Source organism: Streptomyces sp. NPDC049887, from assembly GCF_040656535.1.
Classification (GTDB): domain Bacteria; phylum Actinomycetota; class Actinomycetes; order Streptomycetales; family Streptomycetaceae; genus Streptomyces.
On sequence record NZ_JBFAMM010000003.1, the window covers coordinates 337,184 to 354,784 of the forward strand.

Below are 17,601 nucleotides of genomic sequence, written 5' to 3' on the forward strand. Positions count from 1 at the left end.
GTCCTGCGGCCGGTGGGGACGTCGGCAGTCCCGGGAGCTCGTCGCTTGACGGGGCGCACGAGGCGTGCACGAGCGGGCCGGAACGGCTCGGACTCGGGCGTCGGACGCTGCCGGGGCTGTGCTGCTCCGGACCCCCGCCGACGGCCGCACCGGAGCGCTCGGCGATGATCTGCGCATGACCGAAGCGACCGCAGTACGGACCTATCTGCAATTCGTCGAGCACCGGCTCACGGCCGACGGCTGCGCGCCGCGCTGGGAGCATTGGCACGGCGCCCCCGTGCTCATCGGCCGGCGTGCGGACTTCCGGCTGAAGTGGGGCGCCACCAAGCTGCATCTCTTCACAGCGGTCGCCGCCGCGCCGGAGATCACCGTGCCGGCCGTCGAGGCGTTCACCCGGCAGGTCCTGGACTACGCCCGCGCCAACAAGGGCGGACTGCCGGTGGGCCTGCAGACCGGCGTCGCCGCCTTCCCCGTCCTGGTGAGCGAGCGCGTCGACCCCGCGGCCATGGCCTGGGCCCAGGAGCAGCAGCGCAACCGGTTCGCCTGCTTCGCCCGCCCGGTCGTGGTGGACATGTCCCAGGGCCACGTGGGCTTCTACCGGGGCACCCCGACGCTGGGGCGTGTCTACGCCTCCCACATGCTCGACAAGGGCATGCGCTACTTCCAGAAGTAGCGCCGGACTTCGAGAGGCAGCGGCGGACGGGCCGGCTTCCGCGTGCGACGCGCACGGCGTGACCGGCCCGCCCCGGGTGCGACGGCACGTGCCGGCACCTGCACGCTCCGCAGCGTTCCTGAGTGCCTTCTTACCCCACGCTTAAAGCGACCATAAGGATCGCCGTCCCCCCGCCCGAGCAGCCGGTTTCGGCGTTTCGACGGGCTAGCTTGCTGATCTCCGGGCGGGGTCCGGGCGTCGGTGCCGCTGAGGGATCGGGGGGCCGCACCGCGGTGCGGGCCCATGCCCGGGACCCCGTCCCTACGCCGCTCTTGAAGGAGATCCTCACCATGACCGCTCGCCGCAGGGCCGCCACCGTCGCCGCGCTCGGGATCGCACCGCTCACCCTGACCGCGCTCGCCGCCTCGCCGGCGGTCGCGCACGGGTCGATGACGGATCCGGTGAGCCGGGTGTCCGCGTGCTACGCCGAGGGGCCGGAGAGCCCGAAGTCCGCGGCGTGCAGGGCGGCGGTCGCGGCCGGCGGGACGCAGGCGTTCTACGACTGGAACGAGGTCAACATCGCCGACGCCGCGGGCGACCACAAGTCGCTGATCCCGGACGGCAAGCTGTGCAGCGCGAACCGGGACAAGTACAAGGGCCTGGACCTGCCGCGCGCCGACTGGCCCGCGTCGAGGCTCACGGCCGGCAACCACACGTTCCACTACAAGGCCACCGCCCCGCACAAGGGCTCCTTCGAGCTGTACATCACGAAGGACGGCTACGACCCCTCGAAGCCGCTCACGTGGTCGGACCTGGAGGCGCAGCCGTTCGCCGAGGCCACCGACCCGAAGCTGGTGAACGGGGAGTACGTGTTCGACGGCACCGTGCCCCCGAGGTCGGGGCGGCACCTGGTCTACTCGATCTGGCAGCGGTCGGACTCCCCCGAAGCCTTCTACACGTGCTCGGACGTGGTGTTCGGCCAGGACGGCGGCGGTTCCGCGGGGGTCGGCGCCCCGGCGCCGACCGCGTCCGCCCCCTCGGACGAGCAGATCGAGGACGGTGCGGACGAGTCCACCGTCGACCACGGCGGCCACGGCGGTGACGACCACTCCGAGACCCCGGCCGCGAACGGGCCCGCCACTCCGAAGGCGGCCGCACAGACGGAGCCGGCGACGGAGGGCGAGGCGGGCACCGGGGGCAACGCCCCCGAGGCCGACGGCGCCGGGGAGAACCTGGCCGAGACCGGCGGTGACGGCGGCACCCCGTATCTCGCCGCCGGCGGTGCCGCGGTGCTCGCGCTCGGCGCGGCCGTGGTGTTCGCGACCGCCCGCCGCAGGGCCGGCCGCTGAGCAGGAGGCGCAGCACACGGCGAAGGTGCCGCCGCGGTGTGTCCGCGGCGGCACCTTCGCCGTCCTTCCGAGCAGTCGGCGCGGGCGGACGCGGCAGGATCACCACCGCGGTTCCGCACGGAACGGCCCGTGCCCCGTGCCCGCCGTCAGCAGGTCCGGCAGGTCGAGGGCCGGCCGTCAGGTCACGCGAACACCGACGCGCAGGTCGTCCGAGTGGCCTTCGCCGGATCGAGGGCGTTGACCACCTCGTGGTACGCGATCCGGTCGAACAGACCTATGGCCACGTGCTCCGAGAGGTCGATGGCGCACAGGTCCTGCAATGTCACGTTCTTCACGTTCGGGCCGTCGAGGAATGCCGACCGCCACGGGGTGACGACCTCGTCGTACTTGGTGGCGATGACGGTGTACCGGACGCCGGGGACGGTGTCGCCGCCCTCGTTCAGTTTGGTGAGGAACGCGGAGCCGGCCATCTGGTCGGCCAGGCCGGGGGTCGCGGAGTCGAGCAGGTCCGCCGCGCCCGGGAAGTACTTGAGCAGGCCGGTGAGCCCGTGGAGGGTCGTGCCGTGGTTGTCGGGCGCGAGTCCGATGAGGGCGTTCACCTTGTCGGCGCCGCCGAGGAACTTGAGGTAGTGACGCGGCATCATGCCGCCCTGGGAGTGACCGACGAGATCCACCTCGCCGGCTCCGGTGGCGGCGAGGACCCGGTCGACGTACGTGTCGAGCTGCTCGGCCGACTTCGCGATGGGGCCGAGACCGTGGAAGAACGGGACGCCCGGGAGCTGGCCGTAGTCGAGCGAGAAGACGCAGTAGCCGCGCTTGACGAGGTAGGGCGCGAGGGCGAGCCAGTTGTCGACGGAGTTCCCGAAGGTTCCGTGGACGAGGACCACCGGGCGGGGGTGGGCGGTTGAGGGCTTGCAGGACCAGTTGTTCCAGCCGCTCGACGGAGCGGCTGCGTGGGCGGTGGCGGCCGGCGCGAGGCCGATCGCCACCGCCAGCAGGGCGGCGGTCAGCGGTCTGAGGGCACGCTTCCAGGACAGCATCGTGCGATCTCCTTGCGGCTCAAGGGAAATGCGAGGCTGATGTGGGGATGTGGGGATTCGCCCTGCGGCCCGGACCACAAGAAGGGGGTGTGCTCATGTCAAACGTACGCACGGGTAACCAAGACCGGGAAGTTACGCGTCGGTAAAAACTGAATTACCGTCAAGATCCGTGATGGTGCGGTTACTCACAGAAACACAGAGGCGGGGCTTATGCGGCGAGGGAGCCCGGAATGACCGCTCGGGGGCCGAACTTGGCCCGCGCCCGGTCGGCAACCGCCTCCAGCCGGCGTGCTTTGTCATCGGCGGGGTCGAAGGTGAGCTGGTGCGCGGCCCGTTCGGCGGGGATCAGCCCCTCGGCGCGCAGAGCGAGGACACGTACCCGGGCGCGCTGCAGACCGAGCGCGTCCAGGAGCCGGTACGCGGCACCGGTGAGCGACGCGGAGTGTGCGGTCGGCTCGGCCAGGGCGCGGGTCCTGGTGGTCGTGGTGCGGTCGGCGTAGCGCACCGTGAGCGTCAGGGAGCGGCACACCTGTCCCTCCCCTCGCATCCTCGCCCCCAGCTCCCCGGCGAGCGAGAGCAGCGCGCGGCGATGGCGGTCGCGGTCCAGTTCGTCCCGGGGGAAGGTGCGTTCGGCCGCGACGGAGCGGGCCGCCGCGTTGGGGACCACCCGGGTCCGGTCGACGCCGTGGGCCTTCTCGTGGACCTCTCGTCCCGTGCGCGCACCGAGGATCCGCTGGAGCACGGCGAGAGGGGCGGCGGCGACCCGGTCGACGGTGTCGAGCCCGTAGCCGCAGAGCGTGCGTGCCGTCGCGGGGCCGACACCGTTCAGCGCGGCGACCGGGCGGCCGGCGAGGAACTCCGCCGCGTCGCCCACGACCAGGGTCGTACCGGGGCCGGCCTCCCGCGCCGCCATCCTGGCGAGCAACGGGTTGGGCCCGGCGCCGATCACGCAGTCGACGCCGTACAGGGCGAGGGCCCGCACCCGGATCACCGCGGCGAGCCCGGCGGCGTCCCGGCCGAAGTACCGCAGCGCGCCCCGGACATCGGCCAGCGCGCCGTCCTGACCGACCGCCTCCACCACCGGGGTGAACGCACCGAGCAGCCCGAGCAGCCCCGCGTAGGCGGCACCGTCCGGCGCCTCTCCGCCGGCGCCGCGGAAGCGCACGTACAGGACGGTCGGCGCGTCCGGCCCCCCCGCCGGTGCGCCCCGCGCGGGCGCGGGCGTGGCCACGGACGCGTCCGTCCCGTCCGCCGCGGCGTCGCCGTGCGGAGGGAGCACGTTCCCCCGCCGGTTCGTCATCCCGCGCTCCCCGGGCTCTGGTGCCACAGCTTCCGTGCGGGTGCCGCCCCTTCACCCGCGGGGCGGAGATCCGCCCAGGCGTTCATCTCGTACCCGGTGGACATCCGGATGCGGCGGCCCCCACCTGCCGGAACGCCGGACCCAGCCGTGTCCCCTCCGCCGGCCCCGCCCGCCCCTCCCGCGGCGAGCCGCTCGGCCACCGCGTCCAGGCCGCCCGCACGCCGGAGTTCGATCAGGTCCGCGAGATTCCAGGCCGCGGAGCCGACCACACTGAGGCTGCGCGGTCCACGGCGCTGGACGACGCCGCGCACCAGCAGCAGCCAGGAGTGGAAGACGGTGTGGGCGCACGCCTCGTGGCTGTCGTCGAAGAAGGCCAGGTCGACCAGACCCGTACCGTCGTCCAGGGTCGTGAAGACGACCCGTCGGCCCGAGCGGATCGGCGGCGTCTGGGTGGCCGCCTTGGCTCCGGCTACCAGCACCGTCGCGCCGTGCTCCGCCTCGCGCAGCCGCTTCGCGGGGATCGCGCCGAGTTCGTCCAGGAAGACATGGTGGTCCGTCATCAGATGGCGGGACGCGTCCATGCCGAGGACGCCCAGCTCGGCGCTGAGCCGCTCGGCCTCGTCGAGGTCGGGCAGCCCGACGGACGCGGTCCTGCGGCCGCCGTCGAGCGGGAGCTGCCCGCCGTGGCCGCGACGGGAGACCGAACTCCGCTGGGCGCGGTGCAGTTCGGCGATGTGGAGCAGCAGGTCGCGCCGGTTGGCGCCGAACTCGTCCAGCGCGCCGACCTGTGCGAGCCGCTCCGCGACCGGCCGTCCGGGGCGGGCCCGCTCCCAGAAGTCCAGCAGCGAGGAGTACGGCTGGGCGGCCTCGATCCGTTCCGCCTCCGCCTCGCCGATGCCGTGGACGTCGGAGAACGCCAGCCGCAGGCCCCAGGTCCCGGGCTCCCCGGCCGCCGCACCGGACACCAGTTCGATGCGATGGGCGACTGCGGACCGGTTCACATCGAGCGGAAGCACCGGCACCCCCCGCCGCCGCGCGTCCGCCAGCAGCAGCCGCTTCGGGTACATCCCGGGGTCGTGCGTGAGCAGCCCCGCGTAGAAGGCCGCCGGATGGTGCGTCTTCAGCCACGCCGACTGGTACGTCGGCACGGCGAAGGCGACGGCGTGCGCCTTGCAGAAGCCGTACGAGCCGAACGCCTCGACGATCTCCCAGGTCCGCGCGACCACCTCGGCCGTGTACCCCTTCCGCTCCGCCTGCGCGGCGAACCACGTCCTGATCCGCTCCTGCGACTCGGGGTCGGAGAGCCCGCGCCGCACCCGGTCGGCCTCGTCCCGGCCGCAGCCGGTCATGATGTCCACCATCTCGATGATCTGCTCGTGGAATACGACGACGCCGTACGTCTCCGCCAGCGGTCCGGCCAGATCGGGGTGCGGGAAGCGGACCGGCGCCCGCCCGTGCCGCGCCTCGATGAACGGCCGCACCATGTCCGCCGCGACCGGCCCCGGCCGGAACAGCGAGATGTCGACGACCAGGTCGTGGAAGCTCTCGGGCTGCAGCCGGCCGACGAGATCGCGCTGGCCCGGCGACTCGATCTGGAAGCAGCCCAGCGTCTCGGCGGAGCGGATGAGCCGGTACGTCTCCGGATCGCCGGGCGGCACCTGACCGGCGTCGTCCAGATCGATCCGCCGGCCCGTCGTCCGCTCGATCTCGGTGACGGCGTGCGCCATCGCGGACTGCATCCGCACGCCGAGCACATCGAGCTTGAGCAGCCCGAGGTCCTCGACGTCCTCCTTGTCGAACTGCGACATCGGGAAGGGGGATCCCCCCGTGCCCGAAGAGCCGTGGGGGACCTCGCCGCTGGTCGGCACCACGGGGGTGCGCCTCAGCAGCGAGGAGTCGGAGATGAGCACCCCGCACGGGTGCATGGCGACACCGCGCGGCAGTGCGTCCAGCTGCTCGACCAGTTCCCAGAGCCTGCCGTGGCGGTCCTTGCGCCGGGCCACGTCGCGCAGTTCGGGCAGTTCCTCCATGGCCGCACGGGCGTCGCGGGCGCGGATGTGCGGGAACGCCTTGGCCAGCCGGTCGATCTCGGCCGGGTCCATGCTCAGCGCGGCGCCCACGTCCCGGATCGCGTGCCGCACCCGGTAGGTCTCGGGCATGGCGACGGCGGCGACCCGCTCCCCGCCGAAGCGGTCGAGGATCGCGCGGTAGACCTCCAGCCGACGGGCGGACTCGACGTCGATGTCGATGTCGGGCAGCGCGAACCGGCGCCTGGACAGGAAGCGCTCCATCAGCAGGTGCTGCTCCACCGGGTCGGCGTGCGCGATGCCGAGGAGATGGTTCACGAGGGATCCGGCGCCGGAGCCGCGGGCTGCGACCCGGATACCCATCCCCCTTACGTCGTCCACGACCTGAGCGACCGTCAGGAAGTAGGTCGCATTGCCGTGGAAGGCGATGACGTCCAGCTCGGAGTGCATCCGCTCCCAGTACGCACGGGCCTGCGCCGGCGGCAGCCGGTCGTAGCCGCGCAGCACCATCCCGGCGGCGGCGCGCGAGGCGAGGACCCGCTGGGCACCGCGCCCGGCGGCGCCCACGAGATGCGGCTCCGGGTAGTAGGCGTACCCCATCCCCAGGTCCCGCTCGGGGTCGACGCGGCATTCGGCGGCGGTCTCCTCGGTGACGGCGAGCAGCCGGTGGGCGGCGTCGCGGCGCCATCCGGCCGCCTCGGCGATCCGCTCGGCCGCGCGGGCCATGTCACCGGCGCCCTTGAGCCAGCGCTCGCCGCCGTCCAGCCCTCGGGCGGGGTCGACGGGGACGAGCCGGCGGGCCGCGTCGAGGACGTCGGCGGCGGGGCCCTGGCCGGGGTCGGCATACCGCACGGCGTTGCTGAGGACGGCCCGCACGCCCTGCTCGGCGGCGAAGCCCGCGGTACGGGCGGCGAGCCGGAGCGAGCCGGGGCCCGTGCCCTCGACCCCGTGGTGCACGGCTTCGAGACGGAGCGCGTCACCGTACCTCTCCCGCCAGGGCGCGAGCAGCCGGGCAGCCAGGTCGGGGCGGCCCGCGGCGAGGGCCCTGCCCACCTCGGAGGCCGGGCCGAGCAGCACGGTGAGCCCGTCGGCCCCGGAAGCCCCCTCGGCCCCGGCCCCGGCGAGGGCGTCCCAGCCGAGGACCGGCCGGCCGCCGGCCGTGTGGGCCGCGGTGATCAGACGGCAGAGCTCCGCCCAGCCGGTGGCCCCGTCACGGGCGAGGAAGGTGACCCGGGGTGCGGACTCGTCGATGAAGGCGCCACCCCGGACCGGGGTGCGCCGGCACTCGGCGCGGGCGGCCGGGCCCCCGGCACCTGCGGCCTGTTCGCCCACGGCGAGCTCGGCCCCGAAGACCGGCCGGATTCCCACCCGGGCACACGCCTTGGCGAAGCGGACCGCGCCGGCGACGGTGTCGCGGTCGGTCAGGGCGAGGGCGCTCATGCCCCGCTCGGCGGCGCGCTCGGCCAGCCGCTCCGGGTGGGAGGCGCCGTACCGCACGGAGAAACCGGACACGGTGTGCAGATGCGTGAAACCGGGCACCCGCACCTCCTGGATCAATCCGTTCTCACCTCCCCCTCACCTCCACCATAGACCAAGTTTCGAATGTTCGTGCGATAGACGTGCGGGCGGGCCCGGCTGCGGTCCGGCACCGCGATCCGCACGACTCCCCCGCGTCCTGTGGACGTGGGAACGCCGCTCCCCGAGCTCGCCGCGCACCGCGAGGAGGCGGTACGGGGGGTACCGGAAAGCCCGGTGGGCGATCACCCCTCCGGACCGGAGGGGAACCCCCGGCCGCACTGCGGCCACCGCGCCGACTGCTCACGACTGCCGGACAGCACCCCGGGGCCCGGTGCGCGTGCGCCGGAGCCGCCCGGGCCCGGGAAGCGTTCGCGCCCGAAGCCGGCCCCGCCACCGACGGCCCGCCCCGGCGGGACCACCCGGCCGGGCGCGCGGCCGCACCATCGGGCGGTCGACGGCCTTCGGGCGAATGACGGGCCACACGCGTTGCTCCCGCGTCCGCCGGTGGTACCAGTTCGGGCAATGCCCACACGATCCGCCCACCCCCGGCTCCGGATCCGCGCGGCGCGCGGCGGCGCGCGCGGTGACGCACGCCCGGCGCCCGGCCCGCCCACCGCGGCCGAGCCGCCGGTGGCACCCGTCCTGCGGACTGCCGCCGCCTACGCCTGGCGGCTGCTGGTGGTCGGCACCCTCGTGTACGCCGTCTTCTCGGTCCTCGGGCGGTTCCACGAGATCGGCGTGGCCGTCTTCCTCGGTCTCGTCGGCACCGCGATGCTCCGGCCGGTGGTCGATCTGCTGACCCGCCGGCTGCCGCGGCCCCTCGCCGTGACCCTCGCGCTGATCGGCAGCATCGCCCTCGCCCTCGGCGTGCTGGCCCTGGTGGCGGAGACCGTCGCCGGCGAGCGGACCGTGCTGCAGCACGAGTTCGGCGCCGGGATCGAGAGGATCGAGCGCTGGCTGGAGCAGCCGCCGTTCCGGCTGAACCCGGAGGCGCTCAACGACCTCCAGTCACGGATCGGCCGGTTCCTCTCCAGCCATCGGTCCACGGTGATCAGTACGGCCCTCAGCGGCGCGGGCCGGCTGGTGGAGGTGCTGACGACACTGGCGCTCGGGCTGTTCTGCGCGGTGTTCTTCCTGCACTCCGGCGACCGGCACTGGCACTGGTTCTGCGCCCAGCTGCCGCTCTCCGCGCGGGACCGGGTGTCGGTGGCGGGCCGTGCGGGGTGGCGCACCTTCACCGGTTACACGCACGGCATCGTGCTGGTGGCGGCGACCAACGCCGTCCTGGTCGGCGTGGCGCTGTACGCGCTCGGCGTGCCGCTCGCCGTGCCGCTGGCGCTGCTGGAGTTCTTCGCCGCGTTCATCCCGCTCATCGGCTCGCCCATCGCGCTCGCCGTCGCCGCGGTCGTGGCGCTGGCGTCCAAGGGCCCGGTCGTCGCCGCGGTCGTCATCGCGCTGATCGTGGTCATCGGCCAGATCGAGGGGCATGTGCTGCACCCGATCGTGCTGAGCTGGGCCGTACGGCTGCATCCGCTCGTCGTGGCGCTCTCGGTCGTGGCGGGGGCGATCGCCGCCGGGGTGATCGGCGCGGTGGTCGCCGTACCGCTGGTGTCGGTCCTCTGGTCGGTTCGCCAGGCGCTGCGCGCGCGGGGCGGCCGGGACCCGGCCCGTCCCTGAGGGACGGGCCGGGCCGCGGGCTGCCGTGCCGGGTGGTGCCGTACCGGGTGGTGCTCCGCAGAGGTCCGCTCTGCGGGGTGGTGCCCCCGTGGGAGGTCGCTCCGCCGGACGCGTTCCGCCGGAAGAGGCGCCCCCGCCGGGTCGGTGCTCCGCCGGGCGGCGCCCGCAAGTGGCGCCGTAGCCGCCGGGGTCGGCCGATCGGCGCCGCCCGGCGGCGCCGCACCGGGGTCGGGTCAGCCGATCTCGGCGCCGAGGACCTGCAGCGCCTCCGTGACCGGCTGGAAGAACGTCTCGCCGCCCGCGGAGCAGTCGCCGCTGCCGCCGGAGGTCAGACCGATCGCGGCGTCGCCGGCGAAGAGCGAGCCGCCGCTGTCGCCGGGCTCGGCGCAGACGTTCGTCTGGATGAGGCCGTTGACGATCTGGCCGTTGCCGTAGTTCACGGTGGCGTCGAGGCCGGTGACCTCGCCGTCGTGGACCTGGGTGGTCGAGCCGCTGCGGGTCACCTGCATGCCGACGGTCGCGTCGCCCGCCTCGGCGATCTGCTGCGTGCTGCCGTCGTAGAGGTTGACCTCGCTCGGGTGGGCTGTGTCGCCGCTGTACTTGACGAGCGCGAAGTCGTTCTCGGGGAACTGCGAGTCGACCATGCTGCCGATCGCGGCACCGCCGGCGGAGTCCGACCATTCACTGCCGGTCTCACCGCAGTGGCCGGCCGTGATGAAGTGCGGGGCGCCGTCCTTGACGACGTTGAACCCGAGCGAACAGCGGCCGCCACCGCTGTGGATGGCGTCGCCGCCGGCGGCGAAGGGCCTGAACTCCCCGGCCGTCTTCCTCAGCTCCGCCTTCGCCCCGAGGCCCTTCACGACCGCCTGGAGCTTCGTCAGGTCCGCGCCCGCGACCGTACGGTCGGCCGTGACGACCACCTTGTTGGTCACCGGGTCGGTGGCCCACGAGGTGCCCGGGATGGTGGCCCGGTCGGTGAGGGTCTGCCGGGCGGCCCTCAGCTCGGCCAGCGAGTTCTCGACGACTCTCGCCTTGCCTCCGGCCTCGCGGACGGCGGCCGCCGCCGCCTCGTCGACCACGTTCATCACGAGGGCCTTGGCCTCGGCGTCGTAGTAGGCGCCGGCCGCGTCGCCGCCCAGGCTCTTGTTGAGCGTCGAGGCGAGGTTTCCGGCCGCCGAGGCCGAGAGCGTCTTCACCGTGACCGCGGGCGTGTCCTCGCTGGCGTTCGCAGTCTGGAAGGTGACGCCGGCCGCCACGAGGGCGGCGACGGCTCCACCTGCCATCGCCGCGCGCCTCTTGGGTATGCGTCGGTGCTTCACGTAGGACCTCCTGTGGGGGGCCGCGAACGGGCAAGTGGGGTACCCGGACGCGGAGGATCGGGCGCCCACTATTCCGATACGCGCCGGTAGCACACAAGGTCGACTTCAGGACGCGCACACGACGCCGACAATGCGCCCTCTGCTTCTTCACGACCCCTGGTCCGTACAGGTCGGTTCCGTTTGCGAACACCCGTTGCTACCGGCCCATGGGCAGCATGTAAGGACTAGTCCTGTCCGGATCCCCATGACGAACGGGCTCATTGGCGACTTACGCCGGCCTCGCCCCGACGGGTAATCATCAAGGGGCCGGGGAATGCCAGGACAGTATTGCCGCACATGGCACATGTACGCGGCACTTACGTCATGTACGGCAATGTCCTGATCCGAACAGGCCCACGACGAAGGAGGCTCCGGGTGCGACGTCGGGTGCACGCGTCGGACGGGCGGCATCTGATGGTGGAGCGCCTGGGGGACCCGCGGGGCAGACCGGTCTTCCTGCTGCACGGCACCCCCGGCAGCCGTCTCGGACCGGCGCCGCGCGGCATGGTGCTGTACCAGCGCGGAACGCAGCTGATCGCCTACGACCGGCCGGGATACGGCGGTTCCGACCGGCTGGCCGGCCGCAGCGTGGCGGACGTGGCCGAGGACGTACGGGCGATCGCCGACGCGCTGGGGCTCGACCGGTTCGCCGTGGTGGGCCGCTCGGGCGGCGCACCGCACGCTCTGGCCTGTGCGGCGCTGCTGCCGGAACGGGTCACCAGGGCCGCCGCACTGGTGACGCTCGCCCCGCGGGACGCGGACGGCCTGGACTGGTTCGAGGGCATGGCCGCGTCGAACGTGCTCGAGTACACGACGGCCACCGTCGACCCGGACGGGCTCACGGCACGGTTCATCATGCGCTCGGCGGAGATCCGGCGCGACCCGGTCCGGCTCCTCGACGATCTGCGCAGGGAGCTCACCGACTCGGACCGGATGGTCGTCGCGGACGCCGGCGTGCGGTCGATGCTCCTGCGCAACTACCAGGAGGCGCTGCGCACTTCGGCGTACGGCTGGATCGACGACGCCCTCGCATTCTGCAGCCCCTGGGGCTTCGACCCGGCCGGCATCACCGCGCCCGTGCTCCTGTGGCACGGCGAGAAGGACGTCTTCTCACCGGTCGGCCACTCCCGCTGGCTTGCGCAGCGCATCCCGGGGGTGACGGCCGTACTGGAACCGGCGGCCGCCCATTTCGACGCACTGCACGCGCTCCCCCGGATCCTCACCTGGCTGCTGGAGGACCACCCCGGGGTCCCCGGCCAGTGAGCGACCCGAGCACTCCCGTCGGGGGCGCTCGGGCAGGCACGGCGCGCCCCCGGGACCCGCCGGCGGAGGCCGCCGCCCGGCGCCGTCCTGACGTACGGGGCCCTGCGCGGGAACGGCGGACCCCGCACGGTCAGACGGCCAGCGGCTCCAGGTCGCGGTGGGTCCTGCGCTCGTCCCGGGCGATCCGGGTCAGCGCGTGCTCCTCGCCCAGCAGCCGCGCGAGTTCCTCCGCCGTCTCCGTCCGCAGCGCCGCCGCCTCGTCCTTGCGGCCCAGCCCGCCGAGGGTGACGGCGATGTTGGAGGAGACCGCGAGGACCTCTGGGTGGTGGACGCCCAGGACCTCGCGCAGCTTCGACACCGCCCGCCGCTCGGTCTCCAGCGCCGACTCCAGCTCGCCCAGGTCGGCACGGGCGTTGGCGAGGTTGACGGTGCAGAACAGCGTGTGCGGGTGCGCCGTGCCGAGGACGTCGGTCATCCGGCGGACGGCGGCGACGAGCAACTGCTCCGCGGCCTCGGGGTCGCCGCAGCCCCACTGGTAGATGCCGAGGTTGTTGATCGCGGCGAGGGTGTAGGGGTGCTTCTCGCCCGGCACCTTCGTGTACTGGTCGACGACCTCCTGGGCGAGGTCCCGGGCCGCGACCGGCTCCCCGGCCGCGAACAGGTCGGCCGCCAGGTTCAGATCACAGGCGAGCGAGTCCGGGTTGGCCGAGGTGTACTTGGCGCGGTAGCGGTTGCGGGTGGCCGTCGTCAGCCGGCGGGCGTCCTCCAGCCGGCCGGCCCGCCGCAGGGACACGGCGAGGCTCTTGCCCGCGGCGAGGGTGCCGGGGAAGGCGCGGCCGAGGGTCTGCTTGTAGCTCTCGTAGGTGCGGCTCAGCAGGCTGACCGAGTCCTCGTACCGGCCGACCTCGCGCAGGTCGCGGGCGAGCGAGGTGGCCGAGGAGAGCGTGTACGGGTGGTCGGGGCCGAGCACCTCGGTACGGCGGTCGAAGACGTCCTGGTCGATCTCGCGGGCCCGTGCGTACTGGCCGACCATGCGCAGGTTCAGCGCCAGGTTGTTGGCGGCGGCCAGGGTGCGCGGATGGGACTCGTGGAAGATCTGGCTGAACCCCTCGTGCGCCTCGGTGGCCAGTTCCATGGCCTTGCCGTACTGGCCGAGCGTGCCGAGGTCCATCGCCAGACCACTGGTGGTCATGTACGTGTGCGGGTGGGACGGGCCGAGCACGGCGCGCTGGCGCTCCAGGGTGACCTCGTCCAGTTCCCTGGCCTCGACGTAACGGCCCTGCGAGCGGAAGATGTTGGAGAGGTGGAAGCGCAGGTACAGGTACTGCAGGTCGTCGTTGCCGAGCATCTCCCGCCAGGCTTCGCGCAGATCGTCGCCGAGGGCTCCGGCAGCCTGCCAGTCGCCGCGCTTCCAGAGGTAGCGCACCCGGTCGATGAGCAGCCGGCGGGTCTCGGGTTCCTTGCAGTAGCGGGCCTCGGAGGGGCCGAGGTGCGGCCAGATGGTGTTGAACCGCGGCCAGGTCTCGGGGTTGTCGATCGGCTCGTCGTCGTCGGGGCGGGCGCCGGCGAGGATGCGGTGGACCGCGTGCCGGGCGTCCCGCTGCTCCTCGTCGCTGAGCTGGGCCCGGATGACGGCCTGGACCAGCCGGTGCACCTGGATGGAGTTGGACACCTGGTCGACCTTGGCGAGGGCGAACCGGCCGATCTCGCGGATGACGCGGCCGAGTACGAGCTTCTCCTGGAGGGAGGGGTCGTACGGCTTGAGCGCCTCGATCATCTCCTTGCTGTAGAGGAGATTCGCGGAGATGGGCTCGGGGGCGAAGAAGGCGCAGAGCTGGAGCAGCCGGACGGCGGCCGGGGAGCGCTCCTTGAGCCGTTCGATGGAGACGTTCCACGTCGCGGCGACCGGCTCCGGGTAGCCGGCGGGCTGGTTGAGCGCGAGGACGCTGGGCGCCTGCCGGCCGAGCTGCTCCAGATAGGCGGCGACTGGGGTGGCGGTCTCGGCGATCCAGGCCGCGGCCTGTTCGACGGCGAGCGGCAGGTCGCCGACGGCGGCGGCGACCTGGTCGGCGTCCTGCGGGGTGAGGCCGGGTGCGCGGCGCTGGAGGTGCTCGACGGACTCCTCGCGCAGGAAGACGTCGACCGGCAGGGCGTCGCCGTACTGGGACCAGGTCTGGTTCCGCGAGGTGACCAGGATGTGGCCACCGGTCGGGAAGAACCGCTTCAGCTGCTCCGGGTCGTCGGCGTTGTCGAAGACCAGCAACCAGCGGGAGGTCGGTACGCCGCGCCGGAGCAGGTCGACCGCCTCCTGGGAGGCGGCGGCCATGTCCTCGCCACCCTGGGCGCCGAGCCGGGTGGCGAGTTCGGCGAGCCCGGCGACGACGTCGTCGGTCTGTTCGGAGGAGATCCACCACACCAGGTCGTAGTCGGCCATGAAGCGGTGCACGTACTCCAGCGCCACCTGGGTCTTGCCGACACCGCCGAGGCCGTAAAGGGTCTGCGGCTGCGGCAGCACGACTGCCATGCCGCCGCCGAGCTGGTCGCGCATCCGCTCCAGGACGACGGACCGGCCCGTGAATCCGGGGTTGCGGGCCGGCGCGTTCCAGATCTTGGGGACGGTGCCGGGGAACCGCGGGCCGGGGGCGACCCCGTCGGTGAGCTGGACCGGACGGTCGAGCGCGCGCAGCAGCGCGCTGGTGGCGTGCACCTCGTCGAGGCGGAAGAGGTCGACGGGGTTGCGGTCGATGTAGGGGGTGGTGAGGCGCACGTCGCCGACGCGCAGCGGCAGCAGATGACGGCCGCGGCCGCCGCCCGGGTCCTCGGCCGCGGCCCGCTCCCACACTTCCACGGCCCGGGCGGACTTGAGGTAGGCGCTGGAGAGGAGGACGACGGTGCGGGCGGCGTTCTCGGGGGCGAGGACGGCGCCGTCCTCGGGCGGTTCAGCGGAGACGTCGCGCGGGACGACCCGGAAGCCGGCGCGGGTGAGGACGGACTCGATCCAGTCGGCCCACATGCGGTTCTCGGCGACGTAGCTGAGGAACAGGTCGGCCGGCAGCGCGGGGCGGCGCCGGGTGAAGGCGTCCCTGATCCGGAGCCTGGTCTCCTCGCCGACGGTGGGCATGGCGGTGACCTCCCCTGCGGTGACGACGGCGGTGAGCCGTTCGAAGGCGGAGAGCAGGGAGTTGGTGAGTCCGGCCTCGTCGCCGAAGGTGGCCAGGGTCTCCTCGTAGGCGTAGTAGGGGCGGTACGGGATCTCCACCGCACCCCAGTAGGAGGTGAGTTCGTCCCCGGCGAGCCCGGTGGGGAAGCGGTCGAACTTCAGCCGGGCGAGGGCCCGTCCGGCGTCGGCCTTCTCCTTCTCGCCCTCGTCGATGCGCATGGGGACGGGGAGGACGCGGATGCCGCGGCCGCCGTAGCGCTCGTCGATCTGGCGGGCGACGGCGGCGGCGCCGTCGATGGACTGGTCGCTGAGGGTGAAGCAGTCGACGAGGACGTCCGGGAGGTGGACGGTGCAGATGTCGGCGATGTCGCTGAGACCGGTGCGGCTGTCGATGAGGACGTAGTCGTAGTTGGCCTTCATGTCGTCGCGCAGGGCGTCGAAGAAGTGCCCGCCGCCCAGCCGGTCGTAGAAGTTGTCCCAGTCGAAGGTGGAGACGGTCGCCGAGTACTCGCGGTTCTGCTTGCCCGCGGAGACGAAGTCGAGGGTGCCGCCCTCGGGGAACTCCCAGCCGAGGTTCTCGGGGGTGAGGGAGACGGCGTGCGGCTGGATGCGGGCGTAGTCCCGGTGCCAGTCGTCGGGACGCTGCACGGGGCTCGTCGCGGCCCAGGCGTACTCGGTGATCAGGTCGATGACACCGGTGGTGGCGCCGAGCGTGGACGGGTCGAGGAAGGGGTGGAAGAAGCGGTGCAGACCCGGGGCTTCCAGGTCCCAGTCCACGGCGAGGACCCGCTTGCCGTTGGCGGCGAGTATCCAGGCGGTGTTGGCCATGGCCATCGTCCGCCCGGTGCCTCCCTTGTACGAGTAGAACGTGACGATGCGTCCGTCACGACTGGCTGTCATCCGTGTCCTCCGCATCCGGCGCGTGGTCGAGCGTGTCGGGGATGTAGTGCGTGGTGGCGTACTCGGCCGCCATGGGGCCGCGCAGCCTCGGACGTTCGGTGTGGCTGCCGCCGGCGGGCGGATAGACCTGGGCGTGGCGCAGGTACTGCTGGGCGGCCGCCTCCACGACCTGCGGGAGGATCTGGCCGAAGGCCTCCATGCTCGGCACACCGCGGGCGGCGGCGCGGCAGGCGGCGCGGCCCTGGCTGAGCTTGGTCGGCAAGGTCTGTTCGAGCTTGGCGCTGAGCTCGCTCTCGGCGCCGCGGCTCTGGTGGTCGTCTCGGTTCCAGGGGACGACGACGCTGACCCAGGGCCGGTTCTCGGCGTCGAAGGCGGCGAGCCGCTCGCGTCTCTCGTCGTCCTCCAGGGCCCAGCGGTCGATGATCAGCAGCTCCGGCCTGGTCGGGGGCTGCTTGCTGTCGAGCGGTGTGCTGTCGTGGTCGAACGAGGCGATGGTGGCCTGGTAGTTGAGGGTCCGCACCAGATCGCGGGCGACGTAGGCGAGCGGCCGGTGCGCCTCCGGGTAGTACGGGTTCCAGTCCTGCGGCATGTCGCCGTAGTACTCGGGGTCGCGTCCCGGGGGCAGGTCGTGCCGGGTCGGGGCGGCCACGGTCAGCTGGATGGGGCGGGGGCCGGTGCTGCGCGGTCTGGCCGGGTCAGGGGTGCCGAAGGCGCTGGGGGCCTGCCGGTAGTCGAGCGGTCTGCTGGGCCCGACCACGTTGGTGTCCGCGACACTGACGATGCGTTTGGCGAGTTCGTAGACCGCCCGCTCGTACTCCTCGGCGAATATCCGGAGTTTGATCAGCCCGTAGAGCCCGTCGGTGACGTAGCGGTCACCGAAGGCGCGGTGGTTGAACTGCAACCGCTCGGCGGGGTGCGGCAGTTGCTCGGGCGGCACCGGCACCCACAACGCGGGCACGATGGCCTCGGCCGGCCGGTTGCTCTTGGCCTGGTGGTAGATCTCCCGCTGGGCGAAGGCGAACCACTCCTTGCCGCACATCTCGCTCGCGAAGTAGCGGGGAGAGAACAGCGGCACGAACACCCGGCAGGTGGCGAGGACCTCGGCGAGCCGCTCGGACCACCCCTCGCCGGAGCGTATCTCCCGGTCCATGAATCCCGCCGGCGCCCCTGCGGGGAGATCGGTCATGGCCATCACATGGCCGCACAGATCCCGGAAGAGACGCTCCACCCACATGTCGGGGTCCGGCCCGCCCGCCCCGTACCTCGGTGTGTGCGCGTAGCTCAAGAAGAAGTACGGCCGATGGTCCGCCGCTCGCTGCTGCGATGACGCGTGCACACGACCCCCGTCCTGTATGAA

Annotated in this window: 10 protein-coding genes; 4 read left to right on the forward strand and 6 right to left on the reverse strand. The window is 72.9% G+C overall.

Annotated elements, in window-relative coordinates:
* The first annotated feature begins 175 nt into the window (after positions 1 to 175).
* Both AB0J10_RS05705 and AB0J10_RS05710 read left to right on the forward strand, forming a co-directional pair.
* Positions 176 to 673: a levansucrase gene (locus AB0J10_RS05705; protein ID WP_363058135.1), complete on the forward strand. Its 498-nt coding sequence runs from the start codon at positions 176 to 178 to the stop codon at positions 671 to 673.
* 329 nt (positions 674 to 1,002) lie between these two features.
* Positions 1,003 to 2,001: a lytic polysaccharide monooxygenase gene (locus AB0J10_RS05710; RefSeq protein ID WP_363058137.1), complete on the forward strand. Its 999-nt coding sequence runs from the start codon at positions 1,003 to 1,005 to the stop codon at positions 1,999 to 2,001.
* 182 nt (positions 2,002 to 2,183) lie between these two features.
* On the opposite strand, the gene AB0J10_RS05715 is transcribed toward AB0J10_RS05710, so the two are convergent.
* The 3 genes from AB0J10_RS05715 to dnaE form a co-directional block, all read right to left on the reverse strand.
* Positions 2,184 to 3,041, reverse strand: coding sequence for an alpha/beta fold hydrolase (locus AB0J10_RS05715; protein WP_363058139.1), 858 nt, complete (start codon positions 3,039 to 3,041; stop codon positions 2,184 to 2,186).
* Positions 3,042 to 3,249: 208 nt separating this feature from the next.
* Positions 3,250 to 4,206 (reverse strand): hypothetical protein, encoded by a 957-nt coding sequence (locus AB0J10_RS05720; RefSeq protein WP_363058281.1) that lies wholly within the window; start codon positions 4,204 to 4,206, stop codon positions 3,250 to 3,252.
* Positions 4,207 to 4,337: 131 nt separating this feature from the next.
* The gene (gene dnaE / locus AB0J10_RS05725) at positions 4,338 to 7,907 is read right to left on the reverse strand and encodes a DNA polymerase III subunit alpha (protein ID WP_363058141.1); all 3,570 of its coding nucleotides are present in this window, start codon (positions 7,905 to 7,907) and stop codon (positions 4,338 to 4,340) included.
* Between the two features lie 501 nt (positions 7,908 to 8,408).
* On the opposite strand from dnaE, the gene AB0J10_RS05730 reads away from it, so the two are divergent.
* Positions 8,409 to 9,563, forward strand: coding sequence for an AI-2E family transporter (locus AB0J10_RS05730; protein ID WP_363058143.1), 1,155 nt, complete (start codon positions 8,409 to 8,411; stop codon positions 9,561 to 9,563).
* Positions 9,564 to 9,796: 233 nt separating this feature from the next.
* Here AB0J10_RS05730 and AB0J10_RS05735 read toward each other — a convergent pair whose 3' ends face one another.
* Positions 9,797 to 10,882, reverse strand: a complete 1,086-nt coding sequence (locus AB0J10_RS05735; protein WP_363058145.1) for a S1 family peptidase — start codon at positions 10,880 to 10,882, stop codon at positions 9,797 to 9,799.
* Between the two features lie 414 nt (positions 10,883 to 11,296).
* On the opposite strand from AB0J10_RS05735, the gene AB0J10_RS05740 reads away from it, so the two are divergent.
* Positions 11,297 to 12,184 (forward strand): alpha/beta fold hydrolase, encoded by an 888-nt coding sequence (locus AB0J10_RS05740; protein WP_363058147.1) that lies wholly within the window; start codon positions 11,297 to 11,299, stop codon positions 12,182 to 12,184.
* A gap of 130 nt (positions 12,185 to 12,314) precedes the next feature.
* Here AB0J10_RS05740 and fxsT read toward each other — a convergent pair whose 3' ends face one another.
* A complete protein-coding gene (gene fxsT, locus AB0J10_RS05745) occupies positions 12,315 to 16,244 on the reverse strand; it encodes an FxSxx-COOH system tetratricopeptide repeat protein (protein WP_363058149.1) in 3,930 nt (1,309 codons plus the stop codon).
* On the reverse strand, positions 16,228 to 17,580 hold the full coding sequence (fsxC, locus tag AB0J10_RS05750; RefSeq protein WP_363058151.1) for an FxsC protein: 1,353 nt from the start codon (positions 17,578 to 17,580) through the stop codon (positions 16,228 to 16,230). The genes fxsT and fsxC overlap by 17 nt, the downstream gene beginning before the upstream one ends.
* Between the last annotated feature and the right edge of the window lie 21 nt (positions 17,581 to 17,601).

What these genes read in the sequence shown, in the direction of transcription:
- AB0J10_RS05705 (WP_363058135.1), top strand. Translation starts at nt 176, where the DNA reads ATGACCGAAGCGACCGCAGTACGGACCTATCTGCAATTCGTCGAGCAC.
- AB0J10_RS05710 (WP_363058137.1), top strand. Translation starts at nt 1,003, where the DNA reads ATGACCGCTCGCCGCAGGGCCGCCACCGTCGCCGCGCTCGGGATCGCA.
- AB0J10_RS05715 (WP_363058139.1), bottom strand. Translation starts at nt 3,041, where the DNA reads ATGCTGTCCTGGAAGCGTGCCCTCAGACCGCTGACCGCCGCCCTGCTG.
- AB0J10_RS05730 (WP_363058143.1), top strand. Translation starts at nt 8,409, where the DNA reads ATGCCCACACGATCCGCCCACCCCCGGCTCCGGATCCGCGCGGCGCGC.
- fxsT (WP_363058149.1), bottom strand. Translation starts at nt 16,244, where the DNA reads ATGACAGCCAGTCGTGACGGACGCATCGTCACGTTCTACTCGTACAAG.